General features: G+C 64.5%; 11 protein-coding genes. 2 read left to right on the top strand and 9 right to left on the bottom strand.

What is annotated here, in order from left to right; all coding sequences use genetic code 11:
- Positions 1-7: 7 nt before the first annotated feature.
- Positions 8-1516 carry a flavin-containing monooxygenase gene (locus V6B15_RS10425; protein WP_334201077.1) on the bottom strand — a complete coding sequence of 503 codons (1509 nt, stop codon included), beginning with the start codon at positions 1514-1516 and terminating at the stop codon, positions 8-10.
- Positions 1517-1686: 170 nt separating this feature from the next.
- Between V6B15_RS10425 and V6B15_RS10420 the strand changes: the two genes are divergently transcribed.
- Together V6B15_RS10420 and V6B15_RS10415 are read left to right on the top strand one after the other, a co-directional pair.
- Positions 1687-2715, top strand: a complete 1029-nt coding sequence (locus V6B15_RS10420) for a LacI family DNA-binding transcriptional regulator (protein WP_320180852.1) — start codon at positions 1687-1689, stop codon at positions 2713-2715.
- Between the two features lie 29 nt (positions 2716-2744).
- The gene (locus V6B15_RS10415; protein ID WP_334201076.1) at positions 2745-6071 is read left to right on the top strand and encodes an amidohydrolase family protein; all 3327 of its coding nucleotides are present in this window, start codon (positions 2745-2747) and stop codon (positions 6069-6071) included.
- 65 nt (positions 6072-6136) lie between these two features.
- On the opposite strand, the gene V6B15_RS10410 is transcribed toward V6B15_RS10415, so the two are convergent.
- From V6B15_RS10410 to V6B15_RS10375, 8 genes are all read right to left on the bottom strand, one after another.
- Positions 6137-7447 carry a methyl-accepting chemotaxis protein gene (locus V6B15_RS10410; RefSeq protein WP_320180850.1) on the bottom strand — a complete coding sequence of 437 codons (1311 nt, stop codon included), beginning with the start codon at positions 7445-7447 and terminating at the stop codon, positions 6137-6139.
- Between the two features lie 92 nt (positions 7448-7539).
- Positions 7540-9324 (bottom strand): methyl-accepting chemotaxis protein, encoded by a 1785-nt coding sequence (locus V6B15_RS10405; protein ID WP_334201075.1) that lies wholly within the window; start codon positions 9322-9324, stop codon positions 7540-7542.
- Positions 9321-10859 (bottom strand): putative bifunctional diguanylate cyclase/phosphodiesterase, encoded by a 1539-nt coding sequence (locus V6B15_RS10400; protein ID WP_253519109.1) that lies wholly within the window; start codon positions 10857-10859, stop codon positions 9321-9323. Before V6B15_RS10400 ends, V6B15_RS10405 begins: the two co-directional genes overlap by 4 nt.
- Positions 10860-10964: 105 nt before the next feature.
- Positions 10965-11831 carry a CheR family methyltransferase gene (locus V6B15_RS10395; RefSeq protein WP_253519106.1) on the bottom strand — a complete coding sequence of 289 codons (867 nt, stop codon included), beginning with the start codon at positions 11829-11831 and terminating at the stop codon, positions 10965-10967.
- Positions 11822-12907, bottom strand: a complete 1086-nt coding sequence (cheB, locus tag V6B15_RS10390) for a chemotaxis-specific protein-glutamate methyltransferase CheB (RefSeq protein WP_253519103.1) — start codon at positions 12905-12907, stop codon at positions 11822-11824. The genes V6B15_RS10395 and cheB overlap by 10 nt, the downstream gene beginning before the upstream one ends.
- Positions 12908-12918: 11 nt before the next feature.
- Complete coding sequence (locus V6B15_RS10385; protein ID WP_263606091.1) at positions 12919-13284, bottom strand: response regulator; 366 nt, start codon at positions 13282-13284, stop codon at positions 12919-12921.
- 56 nt (positions 13285-13340) lie between these two features.
- Entirely contained in the window at positions 13341-13775 is a 435-nt protein-coding gene (locus V6B15_RS10380) for a chemotaxis protein CheW (protein ID WP_253519095.1), read from the bottom strand.
- On the bottom strand, positions 13772-16162 hold the full coding sequence (locus V6B15_RS10375) for a chemotaxis protein CheA (RefSeq protein WP_334201074.1): 2391 nt from the start codon (positions 16160-16162) through the stop codon (positions 13772-13774). The genes V6B15_RS10380 and V6B15_RS10375 overlap by 4 nt, the downstream gene beginning before the upstream one ends.
- Between the last annotated feature and the right edge of the window lie 35 nt (positions 16163-16197).

Raw genomic sequence — 16197 nt, 5'->3', positions numbered from 1 at the left:
GCGAAAGCTACTCCGCTGCTTCGAGCTGCTCGTCGGCGCCGCGGGCATTGGCCCCGTGACGGCGAAATTCGAGCACGCCGTCATCGACCGGGCCGTCTTTCATGCGCTTGCGATCGCTGACATATTCCTGGTTGAGCCGCCAGGGATAGGCCACCGCATTGCGCGGCATGATCGCCTTGCCGCGCTGGATATAGCCGGAGGAGAAATCGAAGATGTCGTCCTCCTCGATCGCGGCCTCGGCCTGCGCGGTCAGGATCGGCTCGGTCACGTCGACGCCGCGCTTCCTGCTGGTGTTGAGTACGCGGCAGACATAATCCGAATTGATATCCGCACGCAGCGTCCAGCTGGCGTTCAGATAGCCGAACACCACTGCCAGGTTCGGCACGTTCGAGAACATGCAGCCCTTGTAATAGAAGTGCTTGGACAGATCGATCGGCTGGCCTTCCTTCGACAGCGCGATCTTGCCCGCAACCGCCAGCTTGAGACCGGTCGCGGTGACCACGATATCGGCGGGGATGAACTGGTCGTCGGTCAGCCGCACGCCGCCCTTTTCGAAGGCCTTGATATGCCCGGTGACGATATCGGCCTTGCCGCTCTTCAGCGCTTTGAACAGGTCGTCGTCGGGGACGAGGCAGAGCCGCTGGTCCCACGGATTGTAGGGCGGGGTGAAGGGCGCCAGATCGCAGTCCTCGCCGAGCGATTTGCGGATACGCTTGTGCAGCGCCTCGCCCATCTTCTGCGGCTTGGTGCGCGCGCGCTTGAAGCCGATGTCCTGCAGCGTGATATTCTTCCACCGGGTGATCCGGTAGGCCAGCTTCTCGGGCAGGATCTTGCGCAGGAAATTGGCCATGGCGTCCTTGGCCGGACGGCTGAACATCCAGGTCGGCGTGCGCTGCAGCATCGTCACCTTGGCCGCCTTGTCGCTCATCGACGGGACGATGGTGACGGCGGTCGCGCCCGAACCGATCACGACGACATTCTTGCCGGTATAATCGAGGTCCCGCGGCCAGAACTGCGGGTGGATCACCGTGCCTTCGAAGTCGCCGAAATCGAAGCCCGGATCATAGGCCTCGTCGTAATCGTAATAGCCCGATCCGAGATAGAGCCAATTGGCGGTCAGGTGCTTGCGCTCGCCTTCGTTCGTTTCCAGCGTGACATGCCAGCGCGCCTCGCTCTCGCGCCAGTCGGCGGCGAGCACCTTGTGCCCGAAGCGGATGTGCTTGCGGATGTCGCGCTCGTCGACGATGTCGTCGAGATAATCGAGGATGGCGGGGCCATCGGCGATCGATTTTTCGTGCTTCCACGGTTCGAAATCGAAGCCCAGCGTATGCATGTCGCTGTCCGAGCGGATGCCGGGATAGCGGAACAGATCCCAGGTCCCGCCCAGATTCTCGCGGCGTTCGACGATGACGAAGCCATGGTCCGGCGTCTTTTCCTTCATATGCGCCGCCATGCCGATGCCGGAAATCCCCGCACCTACGATCATCACGTCGAAATCGGTCGCCGTATTCTTCATTGTTCTCTCCCAAGAGACGAGAACCTAACCCAGACTGCGGCGTAGCGCCAGCCTCAGTTGCAGCACGCAACCTAACCACGCCCACGCGCGGGGCCCGCAGCATGGCGCTTCGCTCTCGCTTTCGGCAAAAGCCTGCGGTAGGGCAGCCGCAAAGGGAGAGCCGTCAGAGCATGTCCAGTAGCGACAAGCCCGAACCGCGGCGGGTTACATCGATCGACGTGGCCGAGCGGGCGGGAGTAAGCCAGTCAACCGTGAGCCGCGCGCTGGCGGGATCGGAGACTATTACCGAAGCGACCCGCAGCCGCGTCGAGCGCGCTGCCGCGGAACTCGGCTATCAGGTCAATGCCCGCGCCGCGGGGCTGCGCCGGGGCGAGACCGGGACCATCGCGATCGTCGTCATCGGCCGCGACGGGGAGGGGCCAACCGCGATCAACCCGTTCTATTACAGCCTGCTGGGCAGCACCTGCGCCGCCGCCGCCGAGGCCGGCTATGAAGCGCTGGTGTCGTTCCAGGCCAAGCCCGAACAATTCTTCGGCCATTATGTCGCACGGCGCCATGCCGATGGCGTGGTGGTCATCGGCACCGCGACCAATGAAGCGGCGTGGGACTATTTCCGCACTTGCGCCGAAGAAGCGCCGCGCATGGCCTTCTGGGGCTCGCCCTTCGACGACAGCGTCTGGGTTCGCTCGGACAATCGCGCGGGCGGACAGCTGGCGGTCGAACGGCTGGTGCAGGGCGGGGCGAAGCACATCGTCTTCGTCGGCGATCCAACCTCTTCCCAGCGCCAGTTCCGCGAGCGGTACGAGGGCTATCGCAGCGCCATGGAAGCCGCCGGGCTGACACCGGGCGAAGCGGTAGTGAGCGCGGGCGAGGACCGCGTATCGCAGGGCCGCAATGCCACTGCGCAGATGGTCGATAGCGGGGCGCGCTTCGACGGACTGTTCTTCGCCTGCGATGCCATGGCGCTGGGCGCGCTCGAAGAACTCGCCGCGCGCGGGATTTCGGTCCCCGACGATGTTGCCGTGATCGGCTTCGACGGGCTGGGTTCGGGCGCCTTCAGCGCGCCGCCGCTGACCACTGTCGAACCCGATTTTGCGCTGGCCGGCAGATTGCTGGTCGAAACCGCGCTTGCCTCCGAAGCGGAGCGTCCCGAGCGGCGCGTCGCGGTCCATCTTGTCGAGCGCGCCAGCGTGCGCTGACCTTGCCTGTTCGTTTGAGAGAGATAGCCATGAAAACCAGTATTGCCTCCGTCCTTGCCGTCCTCTTCGCCAGCCAGGCGGCCTATGCGCAGGATTCCGAGCCGAGCCCCAATCCGGTCGAGGAGCAGGAGGTTGACGCCTCGGCAGAAAGTGGCCCCGCCGAAGGCAGCGGCATGACGGTCGATGCCGCCCCGGCGACTGCCAATCCGGGCGCCGACGACGGCGAAGCCGAGAAATGGGATGTCACCGCGCCGCGCGGGGCAACGATCCGGCAGGTGCCGATCCGCACCGATGAAGGCACATGGATGGATGTCGATGTCTCGCCCGACGGCCGGATGCTCGCCTTCTCGCTGCTGGGCGATGTCTACACCATGCCGATCACGGGCGGCACGCCCACGCGGATCGCCGAAGGGCTGGCATGGGAAGTGCAGCCGCGTTTCTCGCCCGACGGGCAGCGGATTGCCTTCACCAGCGACCGCGGCGGCGGCGACAATATCTGGATCATGAATGCCGACGGGTCGGACAAGCGCCAGCTGACCAAGGAAGACTTCCGCCTGCTCAACCAGGCGAGCTGGTCGCCCGATGGCAATTACATCGTCGCCAAGAAGCATTTCACCACTCAGCGTTCGCTCGGCACTGGTGAGATATGGCTTTACCACATCTCGGGCGGCGGCGGCGTCAAGCTGGTCGCGCGCGCCAGTGAATCGCTGCAGAAGGAATTGGGCGAGCCGGTCTATTCGCCCGATGGCGGCGCGGTCTATTATTCGCGCAACGTCACCTCGGGTCCGATCTTCGAATATGCGCAGGATTCGACGCAGGGCACCTTCGCCATCGAACGCTATGATTTGGCGACGGGCGAAGTCACCACGGCGGTCAGCGGCTTTGGCGGGGCGGTCCGCCCGCAGCCCTCACCCGATGGCAAGAGCCTGGCGTTCATCCGCCGCGACAAGGACCAGACCGAGCTATGGATCAAGGACCTCGCCAGCGGCGAGCAGCGCATGATCTATGGCGATCTCGATATGGACATGCAGGAAACCTGGGCGGTCCACGGGTTCTACCCGCTGATCGACTGGACGCCTGACGGCAATGCGCTGGTGCTGTGGGCCGGGGGCAAGCTGCGCCGCGTGGCTGCCGATGGCAACGGCGACAGCGTGATTCCCTTCACCGTCAACGATACGCGCGGCGTGGCCGATGCGCCGCATCCGGTCATCCCGGTCGCGCCCGACAGCTTCACTGCCAGGATCCCGCGTTTCGCCAGCGTTTCGCCCGACGGGCGCACGGTCGTGTTCGAAAGCCTCGGCAAGCTGTACGCAAAGCCGGTTGCAGGGGGCACCGCGCGGCGGCTGACCTCGGGCAGCGACGCGGCGCTCGAACTCTGGCCGTCCTGGTCGCGCGACGGACGCCGGATCACCTATATCCGCTGGACCGATGACGGGCTCGGCCAGGTGATGAGCGCCAATGCCAATGGCTCCGGTGCCCGCGCGGTCACCCGCATGCCCGGGCATTACGCACAGCCGCGCTTCTCGCCCGATGGCACCACTGTCGTCTTCGAAAAGCGCTCGGGCGGGTATCTGACCGCACCCGAATATTCGGAGAACGAGGGCATCTACCGCGTCAGCGCGAGTGGCGGGGCGGCGCAACTAGTTGCCCGCGACACGTCGAAACCGCAATTCGGCGCGGATAGCGACCGCGTGTTCATGCTCGGGCGCAAGGACGGCAAGCTCCAGCTGCTCAGCGCCGATCTCGATGGCGAGGCGCGGCAGGTCCATGCCGAGGGTGAGCTGGCGACCGAATACCACGTCAGCCCGCGCGGCGATTTTGTCGCTTTCCGCGAGAATTACGAAGTCTTTGCCACACCGCTGATGCCCGGCGGGCAGGCGGTAACCGTGGGCGAAAAGGCGAGTTCGCTGCCGGTCGTGCGCGCGTCGAAGGGCGGGGCGGATTACATCGGCTGGACGCAGGATGGCGATATGCTGACCTGGACGATGGGGCCGGTGCTCTATCGTGCCAGCGTGGCGTCGATGTTCGCCAACGCGCCCAAGGACAAGGACGCGCCCAAGTTCGTCCCGCCGATCAGCGGTACCTCGCTCGAGCGTGTCATCGCGGCCGACAAGCCGCGCGGCACGGTTGCCATCACCGGCGCGAAAATCCTCACCATGGCAGGCGAGGGCGCAGGCGAAATCGCCAATGGCACCATCGTCATCACGGGTAACCGGATCGCGGCGATCGGTCCCGCGTCGAGTGTAACGGTCCCGCAGGGCGCGACGGTGATCGATGCCGGCGGCAAGACGATCATGCCGGGCCTGGTCGATGCGCATGCGCATGGCCCGCAAGGCGTCGGCGATCTGGTGCCGCAGCAGAACTGGTCGCTGGTGCAGAACCTCGCGATGGGCACGACGACGCTGCATGATCCCTCGTCGAGCGCGAGCATGATCTTCTCGGCTTCGGAACGGCAGCAGGCGGGGCAATTGCTCGCCCCGCGCATCTTCTCGACTGCGGAGATCGTCTACGGCGCCAAGGCGCCCAGCGTCTATGCGCGGATCGACAGCTATGACGACGCCTTGGCGCATATCCAGCGGATCAAGGCGCAGGGCGGGATTTCGATCAAGAACTACAACCAGCCCCGGCGCGACCAGCGCCAGCAGGTGGTGGCCGCGGCGCGGGCGGAAAACATGCTCGTGGTGGCAGAGGGCGGTTCGCTGTTCGGCATGGACATGAACCTGATCGCCGATGGCAATTCGACCATCGAGCACAATGTCCCGGGCGAGGTTTTCTACGAGGACGTGCTGCAGTTCTGGCAGGGATCGCAGTCCAATTACACGCCGACGCTGGTGGTGACCTATGGCGGTCTCGCCGGCGATCCCTATTGGCGGCAGGCGACCGACGTGTTCGACAACCCGCTGATGGTCCACACGCCGCCGCGCCAGCTGATTGCGCAGACCGCACGCCGCGTGACCGCCCCCGACTGGGCCTTCGTCGACGATGAAGCCGCGCGCGAAGCGAAGAAGCTCGCCGAACGCGGGGTCAAGGTCAGCATTGGCGCGCATGGCCAGCAGGCCGGGGTCGCCGCGCATTGGGAACTGTGGAGCTTTGCCCGCGGCGGAATGACCACGGTCGAGGCGCTGCGTGCCGGGACGATCGAATCCGCCCGTTCGCTGGGCATGGACCGCGATATCGGCAGCCTCGAAGTGGGCAAGCTCGCCGACCTGCTGGTCCTGTCGGCCGATCCGAGCGAGAACATCCGCAATTCGGACAAGATCGATCGCGTCATGCTGGGAGGGCGGCTGTACGATGCGCGCACCATGAACGAGGTCGAGACCGGTTCTGCCCGGCGCCTGCCCTATTGGTGGGAATAACCCAAAAAAATGGCGGCGCGGGAAACGACCCCGCGCCGCCTGTTTCGGCGCCTGTCCAGCCGCGGTCAGGCGGCGCGAATATGGTTCAGGAAGGCATCGACGCGGCTCTTGAGCGCGCCCGCCTGGCCTTCGAGTTCGGAAGCTGAATTGAGCACCTGGCTGGCAGCGGCGCCCGCCGCGAGGCTGGTCTCGCGAACCTGACCGATATTGGCCGAAACCTCTTCGGTCGAGCGTGCGGCGACATCGATGCTGCGCGCCAGGTCCTGGCCGGCAACCGATTGCTGGTCGACCGCGCTGGCGATCGAGATGGCGGTCGATTCCAGCTCCTTCACCTGTCCGGCAATCGAACGCAGCGCGCCGACGCTGGCTCCGGTGGAATCCTGCATCGCGCGGATCTGCTCGGCGACTTCCTGCGTCGCGCGGCTGGTCTGCGCGGCCAGTTCCTTCACTTCGCTGGCGACGACGGCAAAACCGCGCCCCGCTTCGCCGCCGCGCGCGGCCTCGATCGAGGCGTTGAGCGCGAGTAGATTGGTGCGCTGCGCGATCGACTGGATCAGCTCGACGATCTGGCCGACCTGCTCGGCCGAGCTGGCCAGTGCGGAAATGGTGACATCGGCGCCATTGGCGGCATCGGTCGCCTTGCGTGCGAGTTCGGCGGAATGCGAGGCCTGACGGCTGATCTCGCCGATCGACATGGCAAATTCATCCGATGCGGCAGCCGCTGCGGTAACCCCGCCGCTGGCCTGCTCCATCGAGGCGGTGACCTGGTTGGACTGGTCGGCTGCCTGGTCGGCAATCGCGGCCATTCCCGAAGCGGTCGAATTGAGCTGGCTGGCCGCCGTGGCCACGCCGCTGACGACATCGCTCACGCCGCCCTCGAAATCGTTGGCCATCCGGATCAGTTCGGCCTTGCGCTCGGCAGAGGCTTTCTTGCGCCCGGCAAAGAGTTCGTCGAGCTTGTGGCCCGAGCGCAGGAACACCGAGAGCGAGCGCGCAAGATCGCCGATCTCGTCCTGTCGGTGCGTGTCGGGCACTTCGATGTCGCGTTCGCCCTGCGCGAGGCGCGCCATGCCGTCCTTGAGCGTGATGAAGGGCTCGACGATGTGCCGCAGCACGAAGTGCATGCTGGCGAACCCGACGAGCAGCGATATCCCGGCGACGACCAGCGTCAGCACCTGCGCGGTCGGGGCGAAAGATGGAAAGAAGAAGCCCAGTTGGGCGAAGGTGGTGATCGCGGCCAACCCGCCGAGCGAGAACACCGAAGCGATCCTGACCTTAGCTGCCAGCGTTCGCCGCATGAACCAGCCACTCACGCCGGTCAGCTCTTCACCATCCATGGCATCGGCGATTTCGACTTCCGCGATTTCGCTGGCCAAGTCGTCCGCTATAATCGAACTATGCGCGTTCATCCCCAAGCATCCCCCTCTTAAGGCTGCATCAACCCTAAGGGGGAATGCTTGAGATCGCGTTAAGCTGCCCGGATGAGCTGGAGGAACTGCGCGACCTGCGATTTGAGCGTGCCGGCCTGCGCTTCCAATTCGGTCGAGGAATTGAGCACCTGGCTCGCCGCCGCACCGGTCGCGAGGCTGGTTTCGCGGACCTGCCCGATATTGGTCGACACTTCATCGGTCGAGCGCGCGGCGAGGTCGATGCTGCGCGCCAGATCCTGTCCGGCGACCGATTGCTGGTCGACCGCGCTGGCGATCGACGTGGCGGTGGTCTCGAGTTCCTTGATCTGGCCCGCGATCGAGCGCAGCGCGCCGACGCTGGCGCCGGTCGAATCCTGCATCGCGCGGATCTGGTCGGCGATCTCTTCGGTCGCACGGCTGGTCTGCGCGGCCAGTTCCTTCACTTCGCTGGCGACGACGGCAAACCCGCGTCCGGCTTCGCCGCCACGCGCGGCCTCGATCGAGGCATTGAGCGCGAGCAGATTGGTGCGCTGCGCGATCGACTGGATCAGTTCGACGATCTGGCCGACCTGCTCGGCCGAGCTGGCCAGTGCGGAAATCGTTTCATCGGCTCCGCTCGCGGCATCGGTGGCCTTGCGCGCAAGGTTGGCGGAATGCGACGCTTGGCGGCTGATCTCGTTGATCGACATGGCGAATTCGTCCGACGCTGCCGCGGCTGCGGTAACCCCGTTGGAGGCCTGCTCCATCGAGACGGTGACGTTCGAGGTCTTGGTCGAAGCCTGCTCGGCGGCGGTGGCCATCGATCCGGCAGTGACGCGAAGCTGGGCCGAGGCCGAGGCTACGCCGTTGACGACTTCGCCGACAGTGGTTTCGAAACGTTCGGCGAAGCGGACCATGTCCTGCCCACGCTCGCGGCGTTCGGCCTCGCGTTCCTGCGACAGCTTTTCCAGCTGCCAGGCGCGCTGGAGGAAAACCTCCAGTGCACGGGCCAGATCGCCGATCTCGTCATAGCGGCCGGTCGCGGGGATATGCATGTCCTTCTCGCCATTGGCGAGGCGCGTGGCGACATGGGTCATGCGGTGCAGCGTGGTCGACACATCGCGGCCGAGGTAACGCGCGCTCAGCATCGCGATTGCAATGCCGATCGCGGCGACCATGAAGAAGGCGGCGAACATCCACATCACCATTCCCTGTGACTCGGCGTCCGACTCTTCGCCGATCCGCTCGATTTCCTCACGCGAGGTGATGGCGAGATCGACGAAATCCTGTCCTTCGAAATACACGCTGTCGGAGAATTCCTGCCACTGCTCCTGCGTGCCGCGCGAACTTTGCGCAGCATCGATGCGCAGGCGCATCCGGGCGAGCATTGCGTCGAGCTGGTCGATCTGCGGCAGCACCGAGGGGGCGACGTCGGTCACCTGGCCCTCGAGCGCGCTCAGTGCCCGGTCGGTGTCGTTGAATGCATCCTGCGCGGCGACCAGATCGCTGCGCTCGCCCGAGACGGCATAGCGCTGCACGAACAGCCGGCCTTCATTGGTATCTGCCACCATCCGTTCGGCGGACACGGCCGCGGCGGTGATAGCCATGCGTTCGGTGCGCGCTTCCAGCGCGAAATATCCGCCAAGGCAGGTGGCGGTCAGGCACAGCAGCACCACGGCGATATTGGCGTGCGAAATGCTCTGCAGCTTCTCGCCGACCGAGCGGTTGGACAGCCAGCCTTTCCAGCCGCTCGCGACTTCCTCGTCCGGCGCGCTGCGATAGGCCGGGCCTTCGGGTACAGTACCGGGCGAAGAAATTTCGTGTTCGGCAACCATGCCGTTGACCATGTCATCAAGCGCGCTCATGCGACCTTGGTTTCCTTGTTCTTGGATTTGCGGGCGAGCGCGATCGGCTTGCCCAGATGCTGCCCGATTTCCTCGGGCGGCATGGCTTTGAAATAGAGCCAGCCCTGGATCTGGTCGCACCCTGCGGCGCGGACCATCGCGGCCTGTTCTTCGGTTTCGACGCCTTCAGCGGTGACCGCCATTTTCATGGCGCGCGCCACGGTGATACTGGAGAGCATCATCGCGCGGCTGCCGTCGTCCTCGCTCGCCTGGACCACGAGGCTGCGGTCGAGCTTGAGCTTTTCGAAGCGGAACTGGCGCAGGAAGCCGATCGAGGCATAACCGGTGCCGAAATCGTCGAGCGAGATCTTGACCCCGAAGCTGCGAATGACCGCCAGGCTGCGCTCGGCAACTACCGGATCGAGCACGAGGCAGGTCTCGGTAATCTCGAGCTCGAGGCGGTGGGCATCGAAGCCGGTTTCCTCGAGGATATGCCCCAGCTGGATCGGAAATTCGGGATTGCGCAATTGCGCCGCGGAAATGTTGACCGACAAGGTGATGTCGTCCCACGCGAGCGCATCGCAGCAGGCCTGGCGCATCACCCACAAGCCGATCGCATTGATCAGCCCGCTCTGTTCGGCGACGGGGATGAATACGTTGGGTCCCAGTTCCTTGCCGTCGGGACGCGCCCAGCGCAGCAGGCATTCGACCGCCACGATTTCGCGCGTATTGCTGTCGACCAGTGGCTGGTAGTGTACGCGGAACTCGTCATTGGCGAGCGCATGGCGCAGCTCGTCATCCATTTCCTTGAGCTGTTCGCGGCTGCGGTCGAAGCTGGTGTTGAACCAGGTGCAACGCATCTTGCCGCCCTGTTTGGCGGCATACATCGCAATGTCCGCGCGGCGGAGCAATTCGGAGGAGGGCACGTCGTCCTGCATGGTCCGGCGAGCGAGACCGATACTGGCCCCCAGTGTCAGCCGGCGGTCCTCGACATGGATGGGCTTGGTCAGCCGGTCGATGATCCGGCGGCACAATCCTTCGAGCAGCGTTCCGGCGACCGGTCCGCCGATCATCATTGCATATTCATCACCGCCAAGGCGATAGATTGTCGCCTCGCCATCGCTGACCTGTAAGAAGATTTCGGCGCATTCGCGGATCGCGGCGTCCCCGACGAAATGCCCGTAATGGTCGTTGATCTGCTTGAAGCCATCGAGATCGATCATCGCCAGCGCGACTTCATGGCCCTGCCGGTATTCCTGCTGGATATCGAAATGCAGCGCGCGGCGATTGGGCAGCAGGGTAAGGCTGTCACTACGTGAGAGCTGATCGACGCGGCGCAGGTAGCGCACACCGAGATAGGCGCAGATGGCGGTTGCGACGCTGGACGCCAGTGCACCGAAGCCGAGAATGACCGACGGCGAGCTGAAGTCGAGGTGACGATTGGCCAGCGCGACCAGCCAGGTCAGGATGAAAATGCCCACGAGCGCAGCCATCGGACCGAAGATGATCGTCCGCGTGCCGCCGCATTCGTCAGACTGGTACGAGCCCACCGTCATCCCTCAACACGCGCCTCTTATTACGATCCTTGCAGTGACTTAGAGTTCATTCGCTAAATAAGGGTAAATCAGCGGTTTACCTTGGCGAAGCTTCGCCGGGTGAAGTCAGAACCCGGCGGCCCGCTGGCGCGGTGCGGCGGCCAAGGACGTGTCCTCGTGAATTGGCGCATAAAGCGACGATCCGAATTCGGCTGGCTTGAACCTTTCGGTCTGCCCGACCACCGTTTCACCCGCGCCGAGCATCAGCCAGCCATCGGCCGCAATCCCACTGGCGAGCCGGTCGAAAGCGGTCGCACGGGTCTGCGGATCGAAATAGAGCAGGACATTGCGGCACATCACGAGGTCGAACCGACCCGGCGAGGGCGGAAAGTCGAGAATGTTGTGCTGCTGGAAGCGCGTCATTGCGCGGATCCTGTCGGTCGCCTGCCAGTGCCCCTTGTCCTCGACGAAGAAGTTCAGCATCTGCGCGACACTGATCCCGCGCTGGATTTCGAACTGGGTATAAAGCCCGTCGCGCGCGGTATCGATCGCCTTGCTCGACACATCGGTGCCGAGGATCTCGATCGTCCAGTCGGCCCAGCGGGCGGGCTGTTCGGCGAAGATCATCGCCAGGCTCAGCGCTTCCTGCCCGGTCGAGCAGCCGGCCGACCAGATCGTCAGCCGCTTGCGTGCCTCGCGCTTGCGCGCAAGGTCGGGCAGGACCTGGTTGGCGAGCACCGAGAAATAGGCGTTGTCGCGAAAGAAATAGGTTTCATTGTTGAGCAGGGCCTCGACCACCCTGGTCGCCAACTGCTGCTCGCTGGGGCGTTCCAGCATGCAGGCAAGCTGGTCGACATTCTCGATCTCGAATTCGCGGAACAGGCCGGACAGCGCACTCGAGACACGCCAGCGGCGCCCTTCCGTCAATTGCTGTCCTGTACGCTGTGCAAGCAGTTCACCGATGATGCGATGCGAAGCGTCGTCTACCGCCATGCGTCGGCTCCCGCGCTCGCGAGCAACTCGTCGGCGAGTTCGGCCGGGGGCAGAACGGCAGCCGCCTGTCCCAGTTCGGTCACGGCGCGGGGCATGCCCCAGACAGCACAGGTTTCGGCGTTTTGGGCGAAGATCGTTCCACCCGCCGACACGATCGACTGGGCGCCATCGCTACCGTCGCGGCCCATGCCCGACAGCAGGACGCCGGCGACATGCCCGTCATAGGCTTCGGCCAGCGTGTCGAACATTGGATCGACCGAGGGCATGCAGCCGCTCTTCACCGGATGATAGGCGAGCCCGAGGGTGTGAAAGCCACCCGATTTGCGCACCACCATATGGCCATGGCCGGGCGCGATATATATCTTGCCGCGTTCGATCCGCACGCCTTCGTCGGCAAGGATCGCAGGCCGTTTGGCGGCCATTTCCATCTGCTGGGCGAACACGGGGATGAAGCTGGGCGGAAGATGCTGCGTCACCAGGATCGGCAGGTCGAAATTCTTCGGTACCTGGGCGAGGAACAGGTTGAGCGCATGGATCCCGCCGGTCGAGGCGCCGATGGCGACGATCTGGGGCGGCTTGCCGAATCCCTTGATAGCGGGGGAGGCGGAGTTCGCGTCGGGCGCAATGCCCTTGAGCGCGCGGATCTTGCCCAGCAGGGTCGACTTGTAATCGTCGTTGAAACCGCCCGGACGCGGCTTGAGCATCGTGTCGGCGGCACCCAGGGATAGCGCCTTGACCGTCGCTTCCGCGCCGTCGGCGGTGAGCGAAGAGATGACAAGCACCTTGGTCTCGGGTGCGACTTCCATGATCTTGGGAAGCGCCTCGAGCCCGCCCATGCCGGGCATCTCGAGGTCGAGCAGCATGACGTCGGCAGTCACGGAGGCCAGTTCACTAAGCCCGCTTTCCGCCGTGTTGGAGGTCGCGACGATTTCCATGTCGGTTTCAAGCCCGATCATGCGCGTGAATACCGTGCGCACGGTCAGCGAATCGTCGACGATCATCACCCGCACCGGATCGGCGCAAGTGGGGTTGGAGGGGTCGGAAGCTACGGGTTCGGAACGGAGAAGCGCGCCCATGTCACGCCTCCTCAGGCCATGCCGACAAGCTGGAGCTTGATCTGCAATGTTTCGTGGTCGAACGGCTTCATCACATATTCGTCGGCGCCCGCGCTGATCGCTTCGCGAATATGCGCGACATCGTTCTCGGTCGTGCAGAACACGACCTTGGGCTTGTCGCCGCCATCACGCTGGCGCAGCTGGGTGATGAATTCGATACCGGTCATCACCGGCATGTTCCAATCGAGCAGGACCACATCGGGCATCCCCTCGGCACATTTGTCGAGGCCTTCCTGGCCGTTCTCGGCCTCCTCGACATGGAAGCCCAGCGTCTCGAGGATATGCCTCGAAACCTTCCGGATGACGCGCGAATCGTCGACGATAAGGCAAGATTTCATTCTAATACCCTCTGGTGTTTCCCAGCAATTCGTAGAGTCAGTAGGTAACTATTAGCTTAAGCCGCCTGCGCGATCGGTCCTGAAACCAGCGCTTCGACATCGATCAGCAGGGTCGGGCCGCCATCGGTTTCGACCATGCCGCGCGCGGCGGCCTGCCAGCCTTCGCCAAAACCGCCGGGGACCCCGACCGGATCGCTCCGTGCCTCGCCCACATCATAGGCTTCATCGACCAGCAGCGCGTAGAGATGCCCTTCGACATCGACCACGGCGGCGCGCTGTCCCGAGGTATCCTGCCGGCCGGTAAAACCGAGCGCGACCGGGCAATCGATCACGGTGAGCGCCTGGCTGCGCAAGGCGGTCAGCCCGCGGATGAAGGACGGTACGCCCGGGATGGGCGTGATGTCGTCGATCTCGATCACCGACTGGACGCGAATCGCGGGGATCGCCGCACGGCGCCCGGCGATCAGGCACATGAGCAGGAGTTCGTTCATGCTGTCTTCCCCATGCGAGCTTGCTTGAGCGCGTCGAGCAGCGCGTCGCGGTCGTAGCGGTAAATGGTGTCGTCCGCAGTCTCGGGTAATTCGGGTTCGGGACGCAGGCGGATCACGCGGCGCGCCGGCCCGCTTGCCATGGGCGCGTTTTCGGCGAGTTCGATCGCGACGTCGGCTTCCTCGGTTTCGTCGGTGGAAACGCGGTAACCGGCAGCTTCGACCAGCGGTTCGAGAATGGTCCGGGCCCAATCGCTATCGGCGGGCAGGCGGCAGGACATCGGTTGCTCGGTGCGACGCGGAGCGTGGTGCTTGGCGAACAGCGCATGGCCGTCGATCACCGGGACCGGCTGGTCGCCGATCAGCGTGACGCCCTCGACCGAAGTATCGCCATGCGAGGGGATGATGTCGCCATCCATATCGGCAGCGTCGAGCACCTCGCGCACCGCATAGACCACTTCGCATTCGCCATCGGACAGGCGCAGCAGGCGGCACTTGTCTTCGGGCAAGTCGCCATATTCCTGGCCGACGAGCGAGAAGATCGCTCCGTCGATGACCGCCTGGGCGCGGGCGCCCTCGATATCGATCGCTTCGCGCGCGATCGTATCGATGCGGCGGACCAGTTCGAGACGGACCGCGCGGCGGCGCCCGTCGAGGCCGGTGAACAGCATGACCGGATGGGTCTTGCGGCGTTCGACCTGTTCTTCTTCGTCCACGCGGGTCGAACTGCGCATTTCATTCACCAGCTGGCGCTGCTCGGCGATGCTCGGCAGGTCGAGCAGCATCATCGGGCGGCCATCGTCGAGCAGCGTGGTCCCGGCATAGAGCCGGGTCTCCATGATCGCGGGTGCGATCGGCTTCACCACGACGTCTTCGTGGTCGTAGACCCGGTCGACCGCGAGCGCGAAGACATCCTCGCTGGCAAGGCGGATAAGCACGAGCGTCTTGTCCTGCCAGTCGGTGTCCTGGTTGGATTCGGTGCCGAGGATCTCGCCGAGCGAGAGGCACGGCACACGTTTGCCGCGGAAGGTCATGAGCTGGCGTTCGCCCGCTTCGGCAAAGTCGACATGGTCGCTCGAACCGAAGACGATTTCTTCGACATAGCTGCGCGGGATCGCGTAGCGCTGGCCACTGCTTCCCACGGTCAGCGCGGCGATGATGCTCAGCGTGAGCGGCAGCTTGAGATAGAAGCTGGTGCCTTCGCCCGGCTTGGTGGCGACGTCGATCGAGCCGCCGACGCGTTCGATATTGGCGCGCACCACGTCCATCCCCACGCCGCGGCCCGATACCGAGCTGACCTGGTCGGCGGTCGAGAGGCCGGGTTCGAAGATCAGGTAATGCCGCCGCCGTTCGGACATCTTGTCGACTTCGGACTGGCTGTAGATGCCTGCCGCGACGGCCTTGGCCGCGAGCCGATCGGTGTTGATCCCGCGTCCGTCGTCGGTGATGGTCAGGGTGATCTGGTTGCCCGCCTGACGCGCGGCAAACTTGAGCAGGCCGATTTCGCGCTTGTTCGATTTGAGGCGTTCGCCCGGGCCTTCGAGCCCGTGATCAATGGCATTGCGGATGATATGGGTGAGTGGGTCGCGGACCATCTCGACCATTTCGCGGTCGAGTTCGACTTCGCCGCCTTCGAAATCTACCATGACCTGCTTGCCGAGTTCGTTCGACAGGTCGCGCACGAGCCGCGGCAGCGAGGTGAACAGATGTTCGAGCCGCTGCATGCGCATGCGGGTGATCGAGGTGCGGACATCGGCAAGGATCGCGCTGAGACGATCGAACGGACCATCGATGGTCGGCTGTTCGCCCGCTTCGCGCAGGCGGCGCGCAAGGTCGTTGCGCGCAAGGACCATGTCCGACACGCCCTTCATCACTTCGTCGAGCAATTCGGTCGGTAGGCGGATGGAGCGCTGGACACCCGCATTGGGCGCGGCTTTCGGCGCGGCATCTTCCTCGCTTGCTGCGGCCGGTGTTTCGCTAGGGGGCTGCGACGATGCGCCGCCGGTGACTTCGATGGTTGCGCCTGCCTGCAATGCGGCGATCAGCTGGTCGTCACCGCCTTCGGGATATTCCTCGCCCGCTTCGATCGAATCGGTCATCTCGCTGATGCGGTCGATGATTGCGAGGACGGCGGATACCAGCGCGCGGTCGGGTTCGCGGCGTCCGGAACGGCATTCGGCCAGCGTGTCTTCGGCCGCGTGGCTGAGCTTTTCCAGCCGAGGAAAATCGAAGAAGCCGCAATTGCCCTTCACCGTGTGGACGAAGCGGAAAATGGTATCGAGCCGCGCCTTGTCCGAAGGATCGGCTTCCCAGGCGACGATCTCGCCGCCGCTCGCTTCCAGCATTTCGCGGGTTTCGGCCACGAAATCCGCCAGCAGGTCATCCATCATTGTAAGCCCCTCGTACGATGCGAACGGCTATGGAC

The sequence above is a fragment of the Qipengyuania sp. Mu-71 genome, assembly GCF_036867055.1.
GTDB classification, from domain to species: domain Bacteria; phylum Pseudomonadota; class Alphaproteobacteria; order Sphingomonadales; family Sphingomonadaceae; genus Qipengyuania; species Qipengyuania profunda.
The sequence above is the reverse complement of the archived record's forward strand: the minus strand, read 5'-3'. Positions and strand labels throughout refer to the sequence as shown.